Origin of the sequence: Alkalihalobacterium alkalinitrilicum (assembly GCF_002019605.1) — a bacterium.
Taxonomy (GTDB): Bacteria; Bacillota; Bacilli; order Bacillales; family Bacillaceae_F; genus Alkalihalobacterium; species Alkalihalobacterium alkalinitrilicum.
Window position 1 is genome coordinate 2,254,059 of record NZ_KV917368.1, and the last position, 18,208, is coordinate 2,272,266.

Consider the following 18,208-nt stretch of genomic DNA (forward strand, 5'->3'; position numbering starts at 1 on the left):
AGTAATAGTAATCTGCTAAATTTTAAATTGTCAACTATTTTTTATAAATAGTTGACAATATAACTATAAACCAATTAAAAAGATATAACTGTTATAAATTCACCTTTTTCTGTTGAAATTTAACATTTTTAATGTTAACCTTCTATTAAAATTAGTTTACTAGAAAGGGTGTAGCTATGTCTGGTTTTTTTATAACAGGAACTGATACTGATGTTGGCAAAACGATAATTACTGGTTTACTAACTGCTGCTCTAAATGAAAAAGGTATTCGAACAATTCCATACAAACCTGTTCAAAGTGGTGCAATATATAGAGAAAAGCAACTGATTGCCCCTGATGTTGACATGTACGAAAAAATTAACAATGAGAATTGGCCTCATAGTGCCACCTATTTGTTAAAAGCACCGGTTTCTCCTCATCTTGCAGCAATATGGGATCAAGTAATAATCGAAAAAAAACAAATTTGCGAAGATTATCGTAAACTTAATAAGGAAAATCAATGTGTACTCGTCGAAGGAGCTGGCGGAGTTGCCGTACCGCTAATAGATGAATTTTATTGTGTGTCACATTTAATGCAGGAGCTTCAACTTCCAGTGATCATCGTAGCAAAAGCTGGCTTAGGAACGATCAATCATACAACTTTAACCGTTCAATACATACAACAACTCGAACTCCCCATCACTGGGATTATTATGAACGGTTTTCAAGATAGTGAGAAATTGGCACAACAGGAAAATGTAAAAATGATTGAAAAAATGACCGACATTCCAGTCATAGGAAAGTTACCATTTGTAGAAGATTTAGAACACCGTCTAAACGATAAGACTTTCATATTACGTCTAATCGAACAAATAAACATTGATTATCTAATCGAAAAATGGAAGGAGCATTTTTGTGAACGAATCAACAAAATGGATTGAAAAAAGCAAAAAATATTTATGGTTGCCATTTACACAAATGAAAGATTACGATGAAGATCCTTTAATTATTTCAGAAGGAGAAGGTGTTTATTTAACGGATATTAATGGAAAAAAATATCTTGATGGCTACTCTTCTCTATGGCTTAATGTTCACGGTCACCGCAAATTTGAAATTGATGAAGCAATTATTGAGCAACTTAAAAAAATCTCCCATTCTACTTTATTGGGTGCAACCAACATACCCGCAACCGAATTGGCAGAAAAGTTAGTCGGTATAACCCCTACTAACTTAACACGTGTATTTTATTCTGATAGCGGTGCAGAAGCTGTTGAAATCGCCTTAAAGTTAGCTTTTCAATATTGGAGAAATTTAGGACATCCAAAAAAACAAAAATTTGTAACGACAAAAAACGGTTATCACGGCGATACGGTCGGCGCGATCAGCGTTGGAGCTGTTGACATATTTCATACGGTTTATCATCCGCTGATGTTCGATAGTTACAAAGTATCATTTCCAAATGTATATCGCAATGAAAGTTCAGACCCTGAAACGATAAAAAATGAATGCTTACATGAAGTTGAACAGCTCTTCTCCGAAAAGAACGAGGAAATTGCTGCTTTTATTATTGAAGGGATGATCCAAGGTGCAGGTGGAATGAACGTTATGCCTAAAGGCTATTTAAAGGGCATTGAGGAACTATGTAAAAAGTACAACATTTTACTCATTGTTGATGAGGTTGCTACTGGCTTTGGGAGAACAGGGAAGATGTTTTCAGTAGAACACGAAAATGTTCAACCTGATTTAATGACAATTGCAAAAGGAATCACAGGTGGTTACCTACCTATAGCCGCAACAATGGCAAGCGAAAAAGTGTATAATGCTTTTTATGCTGACTACTCCGAATTAAAAACGTTTTTTCATGGCCATTCTTATACAGGTAATCAATTAGGATGTGCCGCTGCTCTTGCTAACCTTGAACTTTTCGAAAAGGAAGAGATCATTAAGAACGTACAAAGTAAATCTGAGTATATCTCAGAACAATTACAATCTCTGAATAAGCTCGAGCATGTAGGTGATATCCGGCAATTAGGGTTAATGGTTGGAGTAGAGCTTGTAAAAAATAAAGACACGAAAGAGCCTTTCCCATGGGGAGACCGAATAGGTTATAAAACAACATTAAAAATGCGTGAACTTGGAATGTTGTCTCGTCCATTAGGAGATGTTATCGTATTTATGCCACCACTTGCTACAACCTATAAAGAGCTAGAACAAATGATAGCAATTATGAAGCAAGCTATTAAAGAAACGACAGAAGTAATAGCGATTCCATAATAAGCAAAGCTGAAGGGCTACAATTCAAATTAGTACCTTCAGCTTTATTAAAGGACACAGTTATTTAAGGTAATTTATTAGTAGGTTACTAGGTCAACTCCCAAGTTCTACTATAACTTATTTCCACATCGGCTTTCTTGTATCCTCAAAGCCTTGAAATGGGAAGCTTAGTATTAGTTCAACGGAGTCAACGTACCCCCACTGAGAACCTTACGGTTCCTATTTCAGTGGGGGCTTGGGTTTGCTACTCAGGTCTCCTCGTTAAGACGATTTGACGCTCTAAATAGCAAGTGCTGTTAAACACTCCCCAAACACTGTTTTTGGTTGGTACTGGCGACGAACTATCGTTTTCCCACTTGCACACCACCCTTTCGAAAAAGAGCAGTTCTTCCTTGCGGAAGACACCACCACTCAGATTACTCTGGCGTGTGCTACAAGCCCCGACAAGTCGAGTACACATGGATGGTTGACGCACCCACTAAACTATGCTCTAAGCAACAGTTTTACGTTTTTGTACTTCCAATTTGATTGGAGTTTTGACTTTAAGATTTTCATCCAACTCTACGACTTCTGATTTACGCAAAATATTCAATGCGCCGTCGATGTCACCGTGGATACATGGTCCAGTTTTACTTTGATACTGACCACGATGTATACGTTTACCACTGAATGAGTAGTTCGTCTTATCGTCCTTCGACCAACAGGGATAGTGTCTCTATCTAAGAAACTAGCTTTTGATGTATAACTTTCTTCTTGTTTTTTGAAACGAATGCCTTCTTTCAGGCATTTGTTTTCGATGGAAGAAATCAGTTTATGAAATGGAATTTGAACAAATTGTTGATTGTTCTTTTTGCCCATATCGGACTCTTGTTTCCAACCAGCGTTATAACCAACAACAATGGTGTCGATGTTTAGTTGTTTGACTTTTTTGAACAATAAGCCTACGGCTTGTGGCATACGAATTTAAATCGAACCGAAACGTTTTCTAAATTCAACGTTCATCGGAATTGACCAGTACCCGTCTTTGTCTACTTTCGGAACTTGATAGATTTCGATTATGCGTTTCTCAGTAGTGGAAGAATACTTCGGGAATTGTGGACGACCTGTGAAAGCATCTGAATTCGTCTTCCATTTTTTTAGCGACTCAAAAAAGCTCTTCACGTCCGAATACAACGTTCGGCGAATCGATTGAACGGAGTTTGATTGAACACCCAAATAATTAACATCTGCCTTCATACACTATTTGTTAGTCTAATACTTATTATATCATTGGACAAAAAAATAAGCGAACGTCAGTTCTTTAGAAAATGGAAAATGATTTCAAATAAGCAAAAGGATTAAACCTATCGGTTGACGGCAATTCATCTCCACCTGAATTGTTGGGCTAACGCCCTTAACACAAATCAGATGGAGTCTTCTTGCCTAAAAGGATAAAAAAAGAGCTCACTTCTCATAATTGAAAATAGAGAGTGAGCTCTAAATAATCTTTACACTTTTTCTTTCGTATTTAACGGTAAATCATAGCGAACTAAATCTTCGTACGTTTCTCTTTCTATAACTATCTGCACCTCTCCATCTTCAACGAAAATAACAGCTGGCCGCGGAATTCGATTATAATTATTCGCCATTGAATACCCATATGCCCCCGTACAGAAGACAGCCAAAATATCTTGGTGATTAGCTTGCGGTAACGGTAAATCCCAAATAAGCATATCACCACTTTCACAACATTTTCCAGCAATTGAATACTTCGCTTGAACTGAATCATTGGCACGATTAGCAAGTATTCCTTCATATTTGGCTTGATATAGTGCTGGACGAAGGTTATCAGTCATTCCACCATCTACAGATAAATAGTGACGAACATTAGGAATATCTTTTTGTGAGCCTAGAGTATATAACGTGGTTCCGGCGTCACCAACGAGTGAGCGACCAGGCTCAATCCAAATTTCAGGCATAGATAAGTTCAAGTTCTCTACATGTTTTTGAACAGCTTCAATCGTAGCCTTAACATAATCTCCTACTGGTAATGGCTCATCACCTTCGATGTAACGAATGCCGAAACCGCCGCCTAAATTTAATACTTTCAAATCAAAGTTTAATGTTTTGGACCAGCTTTCAATATAACTATAAAGCTTTTCAACCGCCATCACAAAACCAGTTGTTTCAAAGATTTGCGATCCGATATGACAATGAATTCCGAGTAGATCTAGCTCTTCACAATCCAGCGCCCATTCGATTGCTTGATTGACTTGGCCGCTTAATAAATCAAAACCAAACTTCGAATCTTCTTGCCCCGTAGTAATATAATCATGTGTGTGTGCTTCCACACCTGGTGTTGTTCTTAATAAAATAGATACTTTTCGTTGGTGTTGAACTGCAGCTCGCTTCAACAATTCTAATTCATAAAAATTATCAACAACAAAACAACCAATATTTGCTCGAACTGCCATATCTATTTCTTCAGGACTTTTGTTATTTCCATGAAAATGAACTCGTTCCATCGGAAAACCAGCAACCATTGCCGTATATAATTCCCCACCAGAAACAACATCCAAACTTAACTCTAGTTCATTTGCAAGTTGAACCATTGCAACGCAACTAAATGCCTTACTAGCATAAGCGACTTGATTCTTAACTCCTAATTCGTTAAAAGCCTTCTTAAACGCTTTCGCTTTCTCACGAATTAAAGCTACATCATAGACAAAAAGAGGAGTGCCATATTTGTTTGCAAGTTCAACTGTATCTAAACCACCAATTTCCAGGTGACCTAAGCCATTAATTTTACTTGTACCGTGTAAATGCATCGTTTCTCTCTCCTATCTTCACATCAACTAACCCCAAAAAACAGCTAATGTAGTTACACCAGCTGTTATGACCAAGCCATAGCAAGAGTAACCTCATTTATAGAATAGTACTCCACTGAAATTTCCAGTGACAGTGTATCATTTATTCAATAACACACCAGTAAAAGAATAGATGGTACTATCCCTTTACTTCGGCAAATCGACCTTTCTGTCTGTTTCATTGCTCCCATCTCGCTCATCAGACATACTCATTCTCACTGCACCTCTACCCCGTTTTCATAATGAAATGAGGGACTTATATAATTATTAGGTCCACTTTAACATAATCCTTACTAGGTGGCAATATTCTTTATTGTTAGTCTTTCTATACCTTTAAGGTTGTTTAATTGGATCTTTAGGACTCACGATACTAGGGCGGCGTTTAATTGAAGGTACTGAGACACGAACGAGTATTTGCCAAAACGCCGCAGGGTTAAATGGCATTAATGGCCATAAATATGGTTTATTTAACGATTTAATAGCTGTTAAAAATAAAATAAATAAAGTTGTGCCGATTACAAATCCAGGTAACTTAAAGATCGCAACGACAAATAATAAAACTAGTCTTGCGATTTTCATCGCAATTCCTAACTCATAACTTGGGGTAGCAAATGTTCCAATTGCTCCTAACGCGACGTAAAGAATAACCTCAGGTACAAAAAGTCCAACATTTATCGCAATTTCACCGATTAATAGTGCTGCGACTAAACCTAACGCTGTTGCTAATGGTGACGGGGTATGAATTGCCGCCATTCTCAATAACTCAATCCCTAGCTCGGCAAGCACCATTTGGACAAATATGGGAACATTTGTTGTTTCATTTGGACCGATAAAGTCTAACATTTCTGGTAATAAATTCGGTTGAATAACTAGAAGTAACCAAAGAGGAAGAATAAACATAGCAAGTACCATTCCCGCAAAACGTACCCATCTTAAGAACGTCCCAACTGCCGGAGCTTGTCGATATTCTTCCGCATGCTGGACATGATGAAATAAAGTAGTAGGTGTAATAATGACACTTGGTGATGTATCCACCATTATAAGAACATGACCTTCAAATAAGTGAGTTGCCGCAACATCTGGTCGCTCTGTATAGCGGACTAACGGAAATGGATTCGAGCCTTGTTTAACAATATATTCTTCAACCACTTTATCTGCCATAGTTAGTCCGTCTATTTCTATCGATTCTAACTCTTTTTTTATGATTTTAACTAGATCAGGGTCAGCAACATCTTCAATATACGAAATACAAATATCTGTTTTTGAGCGAACTCCAACTTGCATAATCTCATTTCTTAATCGCTCATCCCTAATTCGCCTACGTGTTAATGCTGTATTTTGAATGATATTCTCGGTATAACCATCGCGAGCTCCTCTTACCACTCTTTCTGTATCTGGTTCATCAGGTCCTCTTCCTGGATAACTTCGAACATCGATAACAAAGGCCTCATCTTCTCCTTCGAGAAGGATAAAGATTAAGCCAGATAACATTTGTGTAATTGCATCGTCTATCGTTTTAACCATTTCAACTTGTTGATGCATTAAATGGTTTTCAATTGCCTGTTTAACATTTGTCGTTTTTTCATTTCTTACATCAAGCTTGCTCAACTCTTTAAATATCTCAATAATATATTGGGTATCACTCAAGCCATTTACAAAATATACTTGTATTTGCTTTCCTAAAATATTGAATTTCCTAATACCTACATCGAAACTTGTTCCAATCCCTATGCGGTTTTTTATCGCAGTTTCATTATCAAAAATATTATTTGTAATCGGTTGTTTCTCTGGATTCAGTAACCGTTTACTCATGCTTCCATCCCCTCCGTTCTAAAATAATTTCTACTGCTTTCCTTGTAATCGGTGCTCCTCTTTCGACAGTATCAAAACCTCCCATTTTCCCAATATCTCCAACACCTACGACAATCGGAATTTTTAATTCATCTAAAATATAAACAGTATCGCCATCTATTCTCCCAATTTCTAAATCTGGTAATCCGTTTTTATCAACACCAAATTCTGTTAATTTCCCGAAGCGATCAATTGATACATCCACTTTTGTCCATTCAGCAAAATGCGTATGAGAAGCTACAGCAATTGCACCTATAACTTCGACGTTTGGATGATTGACTACGTACTTCATCGCTTGTTCTCCTGGACCTTCCATTTTGTATCCACAATCATCAAACATTACTAAAATAGGATCATAAGGAGTTTGTCCAATTAACTTGACAATTTCATCGCCTGTTAACGTTGATGGATTGCCTGCAGAACTAGAAATACATCGTCCACCAATTTCTTTCGCTACATGTTGAACAGCTTTCTTAGCTGATTCATCACCATCGGTAATTAGTATCACTTGTCTTCGTGGTTTCATCCTATTACCCCTTAGGTTTGAATATAACGGCAACTAAAAAACCAAATAAAATTGCCGTGGAAATACCGACAGAAGTGACTTCAAAAATCCCCATCCCCACACCTAAAAATCCGTAACGTTCAGCTTCTGTCATTGCACCATGGACTAAGGAATGTCCAAAACTTGTTATCGGAACCGTTGCACCAGCCCCTGCAAAATCGATAAGCCTATCATATAAATGAAACCCATCTAATAGTGCACCTGCAACCACAAGGGTACTCATCATATGTGATGGAGTCATTTTAAAAACATCGAGTAGTAATTGTCCCACAAAGCAAATTCCACCACCTACTGCAAATGCAATAAAGTATTCCATCACGGATCAATCACCTCTGATTCGAAGACAACTCCGTGCGCTACACACGGGATCGACTCTTTTTGCTGCATCATTGTCGGACTCATTAACGCTCCAGTTGCCACCACTAGCATTCGTCTGATTTTTCCAAGTTGCATCTCTTTTAATAAATGACCATATGTCACAACAGCTGGGCATGCACATCCACTTCCTCCTGCAAAAACAGGTTGATCACGACTAAAAATCATAACACCGCAGTCTTGATAATTATTTCTTAGTTTAATTCCTTGTTCTCTAAGTAACTCTTTCAGAACTTTACTCCCAATGATTGAAAGGTCACCTGTTACGATTAGATCATAATCACTATCTGACCTCCCTGTATCTTTCAAATGCGTCATAATCGTATCTAACGCAGCAGGAACCATTGCTGTCCCCATATTGAAAGGGTTTTTGATCCCCATATCAATCACTCTTCCAACAGTTGCGTGGGTCACTTTAATAGACGTAGGTTTTTTACTAAGAAGTAAGGCACCGGCACCTGTAACTGTAAATGTCGAAGTATCTGGCTTTTGTCCACCAAATTCTGTCGGATACCGAAACTGCCTTTCAGCTGTTGCGTTATGACTACTTGTGGCTGCAATCACTCTGTTACTGAAGCCACCACTAATCAAAGAAGCACCTATTGCTACGGTTTCCATTGCAGTTGCACAAGCTGAAAATGTACCAAGATAAGGGATTTTTAACTGCCTAGCTACATAATTGGATGTGACATTCTGATTTAAAAGATCACCCGCCAGTAATACATTAATTTCTTTTTCTGTTTTATTTGCCTTTTTTAAACAGATCGAAATGGCGTCCATCATTAATTTACGTTCAGCTAACTCCCAGTTATCCTCACCACAATATAAGTTGTCATAGCACTTATCGAAGCTCTCGGTTAATGGTCCATTACTTTCATAAGGCCCTACAGCTGTTCCTGTTGCTTCTACATATATATCCTCCTTGAAGTGCCATGTTTGCTTTTCGTTTATATTCATTCGTTTTCTCCAATTCATTAGTGTTAAAAGGAATACAAATTAAAACCCTTAATGATAAATGAGCAAGTTTGTAATCCAGTGAGCACCATCATTACGTTATTAACGTTTGAACTAATAACCGTGTCAAACCGACTAAATAAGCGGAAACAACTCCAAAAGCAATGACTGCACCTGCAATTCGAAACATATTAGCACCAATTCCAAGAACAAGCCCTTCACTCCGATGCTCTAAAGCCGCACTTGCTATTGCATTAGCAAAACCAGTGACTGGAACAATTGCACCAGCTCCTGCAAACTGACCGAGTCGATCAAATATACCCAAACCCGTCATTAATGCAGCAATCAATATTAGTGTGGCAATTGTTGGACTAACAGCAGTTGTCTCCGTTAAGTCGAAAACTCTCAAATAAAAGTTAGAAATTCCTTGTCCAATGGCACAAATAATACCACCAACAACAAAGGCTTTACTTCCATTTTTTATATAGTGAACTTTTGGTTGGAAAGGTTTAATTTTTTTCTGGAACTCTTTTTGTAACTTGGTATTGTCCTCCATCTCTCCATGACCTTCCTTCTACTGATCTACAAAATAAATCCAATGGAAAAGTGATCCAAATACTTTCCCTAAGACTATCGCCATCATAAGTACGATTATTTTTTCCGCAATTCCAAGACGCTTAGCTAGAATAGGAAATACGTTTAATACTTCTGTCAAGGCTGCTGCTAATAATCCAATAAAAATTCCTTCCGCTAAGCCGATTGGAATAAGTAGTAAAGCACTAAGATGTAAGACGATATTATTTAAACTAAACAACGACCCTGTTAATGCACCTAATATAACTGCCCATTCATAGATATGAATATATTTACCTGTTTTAGATAATTGGGTAAGTCGTGGTACTACTCCAAGTACCGTTAAGAAAGCGACAAAACCACCTCCCACCGCAAACCCACCTGCTAAACCGATAAGAATTGATAATACAGCCTCAATTGTCATTCAATTTCGTTTCACTTTCACTATTTTCATGATACGTAATATACTGATCTAAATCTTGTTGATACTTAAACATCTCAACTTCAAGAGGACTTGGTTCTTCATTCAGTCGTTTACGAAAAACATGATTAAAAAATAGGATCATTCCTAACCCTAACCCTATTGAGTAAGGTATTTGCAATATTAAAGGTTTAGCGATTTCGTTACCGGTTACCGTAATAAACATCCGTTGATGAACTTCTCTCATGCTAACATCCTCATGAAAATTCATGATCGCCATTCCAGCACCTATAAATAAAAGCAACCAAATAAATACAAAGTATACTGGTTCTATTTTTTTAGTAGGTAATCTTACTTCAAGGATTGTATGTGCCGCACCAATGGATTGGACATCACTATCAGGAAATACTTTATTAATGGCTAAGATAACTTTCATTACATCAATTAAAACAAAATTTTTATCACTCGGGTCCACTTTGTGAATTGGAAGATGAATGATCTTTTCTCTTATAGAAGGATCAGCAATGACTTGTGCTAAATCACCGATTTTTACTTGCTGTTTTACTTTTACTTCTACTTTATGCCTCATTCGGATATAGACTACTAGCTCACTCATACCTCTCCCTCCAAAGCATGAAATACTTATATCGTTAGGTTTTGCATTAAATACTAAATTATGTATTTCTAGTTAAGAAAAGCTTCCACATTGCTTTTATACTTATTACGAATTATTGTTTAGAAAGAAATTAAAGGCACAAAAAAAGACCAAAGGGCTATTCGCCCATTTGATCTCTAATTTGTTCGAGTATTTTCTTTTCAAGTCTTGACACTTGTACTTGAGAAATCCCTAAACGATCGGCCACTTCCGATTGTGTTTGATCTTTGTAGTATCTCAAATACACAATTAGACGTTCTCTTTCATCTAAATGTCGGATCGCTTCTGTCAGTGCAATCTTATCGAACCACTTATTTTCCGATTGGTCCGCAATTTGATCTAACAATGTAATAGGATCCCCATCATTTTCATAGACAGTTTCATGAATCGACGTTAAAGAACGACTCGCTTCTCCTGCAAATACAACTTCTTCAGGTGAAATTTCTAATTTTTCTGCAATTTCATTTACGGTAGGTACCCTACCTAGCGTTTTTGATAGTTCATCTTTTACTTTACGGATTTTATTGCCTAACTCTTTAATCGAACGACTTACCTTAACCGTCCCATCATCTCGTAAAAATCGCTGTATCTCTCCAATGATCATTGGTACAGCATAAGTTGAAAACTTCACATCGTAAGAAAGGTCAAATTTATCAACTGATTTGATTAAACCAATGCAACCAATTTGAAATAGATCGTCAGCTTCGTATCCACGATTTAAAAAACGTTGAACAACAGACCAAACTAGGCGAGTATTTCGGTTCACAATTAAATCCCTTGCCTCTGAATCACCTGCTTGACTTCTTTCAATCAACTTTTTAATTTCATCATCTTTTAAGTAGGCATCGTTATTTCCATGCTTAACCTCCACATCCATAGGCAGGACTCCTTAATTGCACATGGCTTTGCTTTTTGATAGATATTTCTTTAAATATACAGTTGTTCCCATCATCGGTTCAGAGATGACTTGAAGCTCATCCATGAAGTTTTCCATAATCGTGAAGCCCATTCCAGACCGTTCTAACTCAGGTTTTGTTGTATACAACGGCTGTTTAGCTTCGTCGATATTATCGATGCCTACACCTTCATCACGAATAATGAGTTCAATTGTATCTTGTTCAAGTGTTACTGAAATAAATACAGTTCCTTCTGGTTGGTTATGGTAGCCATGTATTATCGCATTTGTAACGGCTTCTGAAACCACCGTTTTTATTTCCGTAATTTCTTCCATCGTCGGATCAAGTTGTGCAACAAATGCACCAACAGTTACACGAGCAAACGCCTCATTTTGACTTAAAGCTGAGAACTTTATCTCCATAGAATTCTTCATAATTAAGCCACCCCCAACGTTTGTAAGGCGAACTGTTCACTTTCTTCAAGCCTCACAATTTTAAACAGGCCAGACATTTCAAATAATCGTTTCACTGTTGGTGAAATTGCACAGACTACCATTTCGCCGCCAATATTTTTCACTTGCTTATAGCGACCTAATATAACTCCAAGACCAGAACTGTCCATAAACGAAAGCTGTTCAAGATTTAAGACAATATGCTTCAGTTCTTGCTTTTGAAACTGCTCTTCCACTTGCGTTCTTAACAGCTCAGCAGTGTGATGATCAAGTTCTCCTTCTAGACGAACTAATAAAACACTGCCTTTTTGCTCTAAATCAACGATTAAACTCACAGATCTCACTCCCTAAATGGTAGTAGGAACAATAGAAATGTTTTAGAAAAATACGATTGATCGCCAAGGATGGCTGTAATCGCTCTTTCTTATCCTTTAACCCTTATAAGAAGTAAATCTCCCTAAAGGGTTAAATGTTCCAATTGTTATGCTAGAGAGAGTTTCTATATAGTTAGTGATTACTCCTGCTCACTGACAAAACTAGTGTTAATTAGTGTTAAATAGTAAAAATTTTAGTTTCCTTTCGTCAAAACGCAACAAAAGTTTTTAAAGTCTACGTTATCCTGAATCCTACTTATTACTGTACTTGTCCAAATTTCCCAAGTGTTCGTTTAAATAACTTCCACCATGAAGCCGAATGTACATCTTCAGCTGCAACTAAATCGGTTTCTGAAACGACTTTTCCATCATTTTCAATAATAAGTGCACCAATTTTATCTCCCTTTTTGATAGGTGCTTTTAAATCTTCAACTATCCTTACGTTTTCAATCATATCTTCAACGGTTTCACCTTTTTTCGTTAGTAATGAAACAGGTTCAGCCGTTACTGCACCAACTTTATTCAGTGCACCTTTACTTACTTTGACTTGAGCTAATTCGTGTTCACGATCGTATAACTTATGAGTCATATATTGACTAAATGCATAGTCTAACATTTCTGTAATTTGCCTATTTCGCTCTTTTGGAGATGGAGCCCCCATAACAACTGCGATTACACGCATTCCATTTTTCTCAGCTGTCGCCGTCAAGCAATATTTTGCTTCACTCGTATAGCCTGTTTTCAGGCCGTCTACACCTGGATAGAACTTCACTAACTTATTTGTATTGACGAGCCAAAATTTCTTTTCAGTGTTTTGACGTAAATAATCTTCATAGATCCCTGTAAATTTAGTAATGTCTTGATATTTTAGTAATTCTTTAGACATTAAGGCTAAATCTTTTGCAGTCGTGTAATGGTCAGGCGAAGGTAAACCATTCGAGTTGTTAAAGTTTGTATTTTGAAGTCCAAGCTCTTTAGCTCTTTCATTCATCATACGAACAAACTCTTCTTCAGAACCTGCAATGTGTTCCGCCATAGCTACTGACGCATCATTTCCAGATGCTACTGCAATGGCTTTTAACATATCCGTAACCGTCATTTCCTCTCCAGGTTCTAAAAAGATTTGTGAACCTCCCATTGAGGCTGCGCGTTCACTTGTACGAACTTTATCATCGTACCTAATCTTACCTTTATCAAGTGCCTCCATAATTAAAAGCATCGTCATAATTTTGGTCATACTTGCTGGTGGTAACTCTTTGTCACTATTTTTTTCAAATAAAATGGTGCCTGTATCACGTTCAATTAATATCGCTGAAGAAGATTCTGGTGCTAGTTGTACCCCTTTTTCAGCAGCTAAACCGCTTGTAGCAAACATACTCATAACGAGTACGAACGATAACAATGATGAAATGATAGCCCTCATGATTCCAATGACCTCCAATTTTGTGATTGATTTTCTAGATAGTTAAGACAAGACAATAGCTTTTCTAATAATTTTTTCCAATTAATAAAGGTTTATACATTAGAACGACACGATTTTATCGTCAATTGATTAAATCGATATTTTTTCTGATAATTTTTAAAGAAATTAATCTTTTTGGCGTAAAAAAAAGACTAACGTAATGTTAGCCTTAAAAAAACTATGAAATGGTTTCGTATATTAGTGTTGGAGCAACGACTTTTTCTTGAACAATCGTATATGACCCTTGTACTAACTCAATAACACTGTCAACATTTTCACTGTTACTATAAAGGGTCGCTATCGTTTCGCCTTCTTTTACTTGATCACCAATTTTTTTATGGAGTTTAATGCCAACAGCTAAATCTATAATCGACTCCTTCGTTGCTCTCCCTGCTCCTAATGTCATCGCTGCTAATCCAATTTTGTCAGCAACAATTTTAGCTATATAGCCACCTTTATCTGCTTTAACAGGAATTGCAAACGACGCTTCTGGTAACTGATTGGTGTCATCAACTACAGAAGAGTCACCACCTTGAGCCTCAATAAAAGTTTTTAATTTCTTAATTGCCGCACCAGTTGCAATCGCATCTAATAGTTTTTCTCTCGCCTCATCTATAGAGGAAGCTTGATTGGAGAGATATACCATATAGCTACCAAGTGTTAAACATAGTTCTAATAAATCATCTGGACCTTTACCTTTTAGCATTTGAATCGCTTCTTTTACTTCTAAAGCATTTCCAACCGCAAATCCAAGTGGTTGATTCATATCTGATATGATGGCCATTGTTTTTCTTCCGAGGTTATTCCCAATTGCAACCATTGCTTCGGCCAATTCTTTCGACTTTTCAAATTCTTTCATAAACGCACCAGATCCCGTTTTGACATCTAGTACAATTGCATCTGCTCCAGACGCAATTTTTTTACTCATGATAGAACTCGCAATCAACGGTATTGAGTTAACCGTAGCTGTTACGTCACGAAGCCCGTATAGCTTTTTATCAGCTGGCGTTAAATTTGCAGTTTGACCGATGACAGCGACTTTATTTTTATTCACTAACTCACTAAATTCGTTCGTATCTATTTCTACATGGAATCCTGGAATCGCTTCAAGCTTATCGATGGTTCCTCCAGTATGTCCTAATCCACGACCAGACATTTTAGCTACTGGAACTCCGACAGCCGCGACTAGTGGTGCTAACGCAATTGTTGTTTTGTCGCCGACCCCACCAGTTGAATGCTTATCTACTTTAATTCCTTCAATTGACGCTAAATTGATTTGGTCACCAGATTCCACCATCGCCATCGTTAAAGAAGCTCTTTCTTGCGGTGTCATATCTCGGAAAAAAATCGCCATCGCAAGGGCAGACATTTGATAGTCAGGAATTTCTCCTGTTGTATAGCCCTGAATAATAAATTCAATTTCTTCTTTTGATAGTTCTGCACCGTCCCGTTTCTTTTCTATTAAATCTACCATTCTCATCGCACTTCACACCTCACAACTTGATGTCCCCCACAATTTGCTTTACAAGCTTAATAAACCTCGGTTTCGTGCGATTGGCTACTTCAACCACTTGCTCATGGGTAATTCCTTCTAGTTCTTCACCGATCGCCATATCTGTAATACATGAAATCCCTATAACCTTCATTTGGGCATGACTCGCTACGATAACTTCAGGAACCGTTGACATCCCAACGACATCGCCCCCTATATTTCGTAACATAATCAATTCTGCACCCGACATATAGGTAGGACCAGTAACACCTGCATACACACCTTTTTGAAGTTTAATATCAAGGCTCTTCCCAACTTGTTCGACAAAACTTACCAACTCTGGTGTATAGGCGCTACTCATATCCGGAAAGCGTGGACCTAGTTCATTATAGTTCGGACCGATTAACGGATTGTCCCCAGTCATGTTTAAGTGATCGGTAATAATCATTAAATCTCCAGGAGCAAATGTTTTATTCATGCCACCACAAGCATTCGTTACAGCTATTAACTCTACACCTAACTGTTTCATAACCCGGACTGGGAAAGTTACTTCTTGCATTGAATACCCTTCATAATAATGAAATCGACCTTGCATCGCAATGACTTGTTTTCCTTCCAGTTGGCCAATAACAAGTTGACCAGCATGACCTTCTACTGTAGATACGGGAAAATTAGGAATTTCTCCATAAGGGATTTTCACTGGATTTTGAATTTCTTCTGCCAATTCTCCGAGACCAGATCCAAGAATTAACCCAATTTGCGGGTTACCTGAAATTTTTCCTTCTATATATGCTGCTGATTCATTAATTTTGACTAACATATTTTCCATATGATAAACCCCTTTCTTATATATCTTTCACAATAGTTTTTACTAATGATAAGAAATGTTCTTTTACCTGTTCCGTCGTTTCAATAACCTCATCATGCGTTAATGGTTGATCTAAAATCCCTGCTGCCATATTTGATATACATGAAATTCCAAGGACTTCCATTCCTGCATGACGAGCAACAATCACTTCGGGAACCGTTGACATTCCAACAGCATCTCCACCAAGCTTTCGGATCATCCGCACTTCTGCCGGTGTTTCATAACATGGCCCTGTATTACCAACATAGACGCCTTCTTGAAGTGAAATATCTAATTTTTGTGCTACATTTTTAGCGAGGCGCCGTAAGTTAGGAGAATAAGCATTAGACATATCTGGAAAGCGAACACCAAATTCTGGATCATTTTTACCTATCAATGGATTTTGATTCATATTATTAATATGGTCACGAATGATCATTAAATCTCCAGCTTTAAAGCTTTGATTTACACCACCTGCTGCGTTCGTAACAATCACCGTTTTGACACCTAGTTCTTTAATAACTCGAACAGGGAATGTAACCTTCTCTAAAGCATATCCTTCATAGAAATGGAATCTTCCTTGCATCGCAACGACACTTTTACCTTGTAAAGTACCAAGTACGAGTTGACCAGCATGACCTTCTACTGTCGATGTGGGAAAATTAGGAATTTGATCGTATGCGATTTTAACTGGATTTTCGATTTCTTCTGCTAATACTCCTAATCCTGAGCCTAAAATTAACCCAATTTGCGGCTTTGAACTAAATTTTTCACGAATAAAATTGGCTGCTTCGGTCATTAATTGTTTATTGATCATAATAATCCCTCTTCCTTAGATCTCATTTAAAAAACTAGTGCCGTGTGCAGGCATTTTAACAGAGAAATTGTCTGCAACAGTAGCCCCTACATCAGCGAACGTAGTACGAATAGACAAATCCTTTCCCTTTTCTAGGCCTTTAAAATAAACAAGAAGCGGTACATATTCTCTCGTATGATCTGTACCGTGATGTACTGGATCATTTCCGTGATCAGCTGTGATAATGAGTAAATCTTCTTCGTTTAATTTATCCAAAACTCCAGCTAATTGTTGATCAAATGTTTCTAACGCTTTTCCATAACCTTCAGGATCACGTCTATGGCCAAAATTAGCATCAAAATCAACTAAATTCAGAAAACTAATTCCTTTAAAGTCCATGTTGATGCTTTCTAGTAATTTGTCCATCCCGTCATCATTTGACGTTGTTCGGATCGACTTTGTTATTCCTTCACCGTCAAAAATATCGCTGATCTTTCCAATCGCTACCGAATCTAAATGAGCATCCACTAATTCATTCATAACCGTACGACCGAACGGTTTTAATGCATAATCATGACGGTTGGCCGTTCGTTGCCATTCTCCATGTTCACCAATAAAAGGTCTGGCAATAATTCTTCCAACCATATATTTGGGGTCCATTGTAAGTTCACGGACTTTTTTACAAATATCATACAACTCTTCAATCGGAACCACTTTTTCATGAGCAGCAATTTGTAGAACTGAATCTGCTGAAGTGTAAACAATGAGCGCACCAGTTTCAACATGTTTTTGACCTAATTCTTTAATAATTTCTGTCCCACTCGCTACTTTATTTCCAATCACGTTTCGCCCAGTTTGTGTTTCAATCTGTTTAATCAAGTCAGGCGGAAAGCCGTCTGGAAAAGTAAGGAAAGGTTCTTGGATATTTAACCCCATAATTTCCCAATGTCCTGTCATCGTATCTTTACCATTTGAAGCTTCTTGCATCTTTCCATAGTGAGCTAATGGCTTAGCAGCTTTTGCTACCCCTTTTATTTCTTTAATATTACTCAAACCTAACTTTGCCATAATCGGCATATGTAACCCATTCATATGTTCTGCAATATGTCCTAATGTATCTGCTCCTTCATCATTAAATTGAGCAGCATCAGGTGCTTCACCAATTCCAACTGAGTCCATTACAATAATGAATATTCTCTTAAAACGGTAATTTGCCATCGTATAACCCCCATTAAAGTCTTCTTGTCCGTTAAACACGATGAGTCATTCCTCTTTTACTATACCCTAACGTATTAGGAAATAATATACATTTACAAAGGTAATTATAATAGTGAAATTTTCGTACGGTAATCAACACCAAATATATCGGTTGCATTTAAGAAAACTAAGTTGTCTG

The 18,208-nt window shown here is 37.4% G+C and carries 18 protein-coding genes, 1 pseudogene and 1 riboswitch; of the genes and pseudogenes, 2 read left to right on the forward strand and 17 right to left on the reverse strand.

The window, feature by feature from the left end:
• Positions 1–176 precede the first annotated feature (176 nt).
• Together bioD and bioA are read left to right on the forward strand one after the other, a co-directional pair.
• A complete protein-coding gene (gene bioD, locus BK574_RS10515) occupies positions 177–920 on the forward strand; it encodes a dethiobiotin synthase (protein ID WP_078428572.1) in 744 nt (247 codons plus the stop codon).
• Entirely contained in the window at positions 895–2,253 is a 1,359-nt protein-coding gene (gene bioA / locus BK574_RS10520; protein WP_420796933.1) for an adenosylmethionine--8-amino-7-oxononanoate transaminase, read from the forward strand. The genes bioD and bioA overlap by 26 nt, the downstream gene beginning before the upstream one ends.
• Positions 2,254–2,743: 490 nt before the next feature.
• Here the strand turns inward: bioA and BK574_RS27000 are convergent.
• From BK574_RS27000 to deoB, 17 genes and pseudogenes are all read right to left on the reverse strand, one after another.
• Positions 2,744–3,489 (reverse strand): annotated as a pseudogene (locus tag BK574_RS27000) (IS200/IS605 family accessory protein TnpB-related protein).
• 251 nt (positions 3,490–3,740) lie between these two features.
• Complete coding sequence (lysA, locus tag BK574_RS10540) at positions 3,741–5,060, reverse strand: diaminopimelate decarboxylase (protein ID WP_078428575.1); 1,320 nt, start codon at positions 5,058–5,060, stop codon at positions 3,741–3,743.
• A gap of 97 nt (positions 5,061–5,157) precedes the next feature.
• A riboswitch (Lysine riboswitch) is annotated at positions 5,158–5,336 on the reverse strand.
• Between the two features lie 96 nt (positions 5,337–5,432).
• Positions 5,433–6,911: a spore germination protein gene (locus BK574_RS10545; RefSeq protein ID WP_078428576.1), complete on the reverse strand. Its 1,479-nt coding sequence runs from the start codon at positions 6,909–6,911 to the stop codon at positions 5,433–5,435.
• Positions 6,904–7,476, reverse strand: a complete 573-nt coding sequence (gene spoVAEA, locus BK574_RS10550) for a stage V sporulation protein SpoVABEA (RefSeq protein WP_078428577.1) — start codon at positions 7,474–7,476, stop codon at positions 6,904–6,906. The genes BK574_RS10545 and spoVAEA overlap by 8 nt, the downstream gene beginning before the upstream one ends.
• A gap of 4 nt (positions 7,477–7,480) precedes the next feature.
• The gene (spoVAE, locus tag BK574_RS10555; protein ID WP_075384869.1) at positions 7,481–7,831 is read right to left on the reverse strand and encodes a stage V sporulation protein AE; all 351 of its coding nucleotides are present in this window, start codon (positions 7,829–7,831) and stop codon (positions 7,481–7,483) included.
• Positions 7,831–8,847 (reverse strand): stage V sporulation protein AD, encoded by a 1,017-nt coding sequence (gene spoVAD / locus BK574_RS10560; RefSeq protein WP_078428578.1) that lies wholly within the window; start codon positions 8,845–8,847, stop codon positions 7,831–7,833. The genes spoVAE and spoVAD overlap by 1 nt, the downstream gene beginning before the upstream one ends.
• Positions 8,848–8,938: 91 nt before the next feature.
• On the reverse strand, positions 8,939–9,400 hold the full coding sequence (gene spoVAC, locus BK574_RS10565) for a stage V sporulation protein AC (protein WP_075384871.1): 462 nt from the start codon (positions 9,398–9,400) through the stop codon (positions 8,939–8,941).
• Positions 9,401–9,418: 18 nt separating this feature from the next.
• Positions 9,419–9,841, reverse strand: a complete 423-nt coding sequence (locus BK574_RS10570) for a stage V sporulation protein AB (protein ID WP_075384872.1) — start codon at positions 9,839–9,841, stop codon at positions 9,419–9,421.
• Complete coding sequence (locus BK574_RS10575; protein ID WP_075384873.1) at positions 9,831–10,454, reverse strand: stage V sporulation protein AA; 624 nt, start codon at positions 10,452–10,454, stop codon at positions 9,831–9,833. The genes BK574_RS10570 and BK574_RS10575 overlap by 11 nt, the downstream gene beginning before the upstream one ends.
• A gap of 157 nt (positions 10,455–10,611) precedes the next feature.
• Positions 10,612–11,370, reverse strand: a complete 759-nt coding sequence (sigF, locus tag BK574_RS10580; protein ID WP_078428579.1) for an RNA polymerase sporulation sigma factor SigF — start codon at positions 11,368–11,370, stop codon at positions 10,612–10,614.
• A gap of 12 nt (positions 11,371–11,382) precedes the next feature.
• Positions 11,383–11,823, reverse strand: coding sequence for an anti-sigma F factor (gene spoIIAB, locus BK574_RS10585; protein ID WP_075384875.1), 441 nt, complete (start codon positions 11,821–11,823; stop codon positions 11,383–11,385).
• A gap of 2 nt (positions 11,824–11,825) precedes the next feature.
• The gene (gene spoIIAA / locus BK574_RS10590) at positions 11,826–12,176 is read right to left on the reverse strand and encodes an anti-sigma F factor antagonist (protein WP_075384876.1); all 351 of its coding nucleotides are present in this window, start codon (positions 12,174–12,176) and stop codon (positions 11,826–11,828) included.
• Between the two features lie 298 nt (positions 12,177–12,474).
• Complete coding sequence (locus BK574_RS10595; protein WP_075384877.1) at positions 12,475–13,638, reverse strand: D-alanyl-D-alanine carboxypeptidase family protein; 1,164 nt, start codon at positions 13,636–13,638, stop codon at positions 12,475–12,477.
• 217 nt (positions 13,639–13,855) lie between these two features.
• Positions 13,856–15,157 (reverse strand): pyrimidine-nucleoside phosphorylase, encoded by a 1,302-nt coding sequence (locus BK574_RS10600; RefSeq protein ID WP_142247943.1) that lies wholly within the window; start codon positions 15,155–15,157, stop codon positions 13,856–13,858.
• Between the two features lie 13 nt (positions 15,158–15,170).
• On the reverse strand, positions 15,171–15,998 hold the full coding sequence (locus tag BK574_RS10605) for a purine-nucleoside phosphorylase (protein WP_078428580.1): 828 nt from the start codon (positions 15,996–15,998) through the stop codon (positions 15,171–15,173).
• A 16-nt stretch (positions 15,999–16,014) separates the two neighbouring features.
• Positions 16,015–16,815 carry a purine-nucleoside phosphorylase gene (locus BK574_RS10610; RefSeq protein ID WP_420796992.1) on the reverse strand — a complete coding sequence of 267 codons (801 nt, stop codon included), beginning with the start codon at positions 16,813–16,815 and terminating at the stop codon, positions 16,015–16,017.
• Between the two features lie 33 nt (positions 16,816–16,848).
• The gene (gene deoB, locus BK574_RS10615) at positions 16,849–18,030 is read right to left on the reverse strand and encodes a phosphopentomutase (RefSeq protein ID WP_078430837.1); all 1,182 of its coding nucleotides are present in this window, start codon (positions 18,028–18,030) and stop codon (positions 16,849–16,851) included.
• Positions 18,031–18,208 lie beyond the last annotated feature (178 nt).

Excerpts from the sequence above, each read along its gene's own strand:
- bioD (WP_078428572.1), top strand. The coding sequence starts at position 177 with ATGTCTGGTTTTTTTATAACAGGAACTGATACTGATGTTGGCAAAACG.
- lysA (WP_078428575.1), bottom strand. The coding sequence starts at position 5,060 with ATGCATTTACACGGTACAAGTAAAATTAATGGCTTAGGTCACCTGGAA.
- BK574_RS10545 (WP_078428576.1), bottom strand. The coding sequence starts at position 6,911 with ATGAGTAAACGGTTACTGAATCCAGAGAAACAACCGATTACAAATAAT.
- spoVAEA (WP_078428577.1), bottom strand. The coding sequence starts at position 7,476 with ATGAAACCACGAAGACAAGTGATACTAATTACCGATGGTGATGAATCA.
- spoVAE (WP_075384869.1), bottom strand. The coding sequence starts at position 7,831 with ATGGAATACTTTATTGCATTTGCAGTAGGTGGTGGAATTTGCTTTGTG.
- spoVAD (WP_078428578.1), bottom strand. The coding sequence starts at position 8,847 with ATGAATATAAACGAAAAGCAAACATGGCACTTCAAGGAGGATATATAT.
- spoVAC (WP_075384871.1), bottom strand. The coding sequence starts at position 9,400 with ATGGAGGACAATACCAAGTTACAAAAAGAGTTCCAGAAAAAAATTAAA.
- BK574_RS10570 (WP_075384872.1), bottom strand. The coding sequence starts at position 9,841 with ATGACAATTGAGGCTGTATTATCAATTCTTATCGGTTTAGCAGGTGGG.
- BK574_RS10575 (WP_075384873.1), bottom strand. The coding sequence starts at position 10,454 with ATGAGTGAGCTAGTAGTCTATATCCGAATGAGGCATAAAGTAGAAGTA.
- sigF (WP_078428579.1), bottom strand. The coding sequence starts at position 11,370 with ATGGATGTGGAGGTTAAGCATGGAAATAACGATGCCTACTTAAAAGAT.
- spoIIAB (WP_075384875.1), bottom strand. The coding sequence starts at position 11,823 with ATGAAGAATTCTATGGAGATAAAGTTCTCAGCTTTAAGTCAAAATGAG.
- BK574_RS10595 (WP_075384877.1), bottom strand. The coding sequence starts at position 13,638 with ATGAGGGCTATCATTTCATCATTGTTATCGTTCGTACTCGTTATGAGT.
- BK574_RS10600 (WP_142247943.1), bottom strand. The coding sequence starts at position 15,157 with ATGAGAATGGTAGATTTAATAGAAAAGAAACGGGACGGTGCAGAACTA.
- BK574_RS10605 (WP_078428580.1), bottom strand. The coding sequence starts at position 15,998 with ATGGAAAATATGTTAGTCAAAATTAATGAATCAGCAGCATATATAGAA.
- BK574_RS10610 (WP_420796992.1), bottom strand. The coding sequence starts at position 16,815 with ATGACCGAAGCAGCCAATTTTATTCGTGAAAAATTTAGTTCAAAGCCG.
- deoB (WP_078430837.1), bottom strand. The coding sequence starts at position 18,030 with ATGGCAAATTACCGTTTTAAGAGAATATTCATTATTGTAATGGACTCA.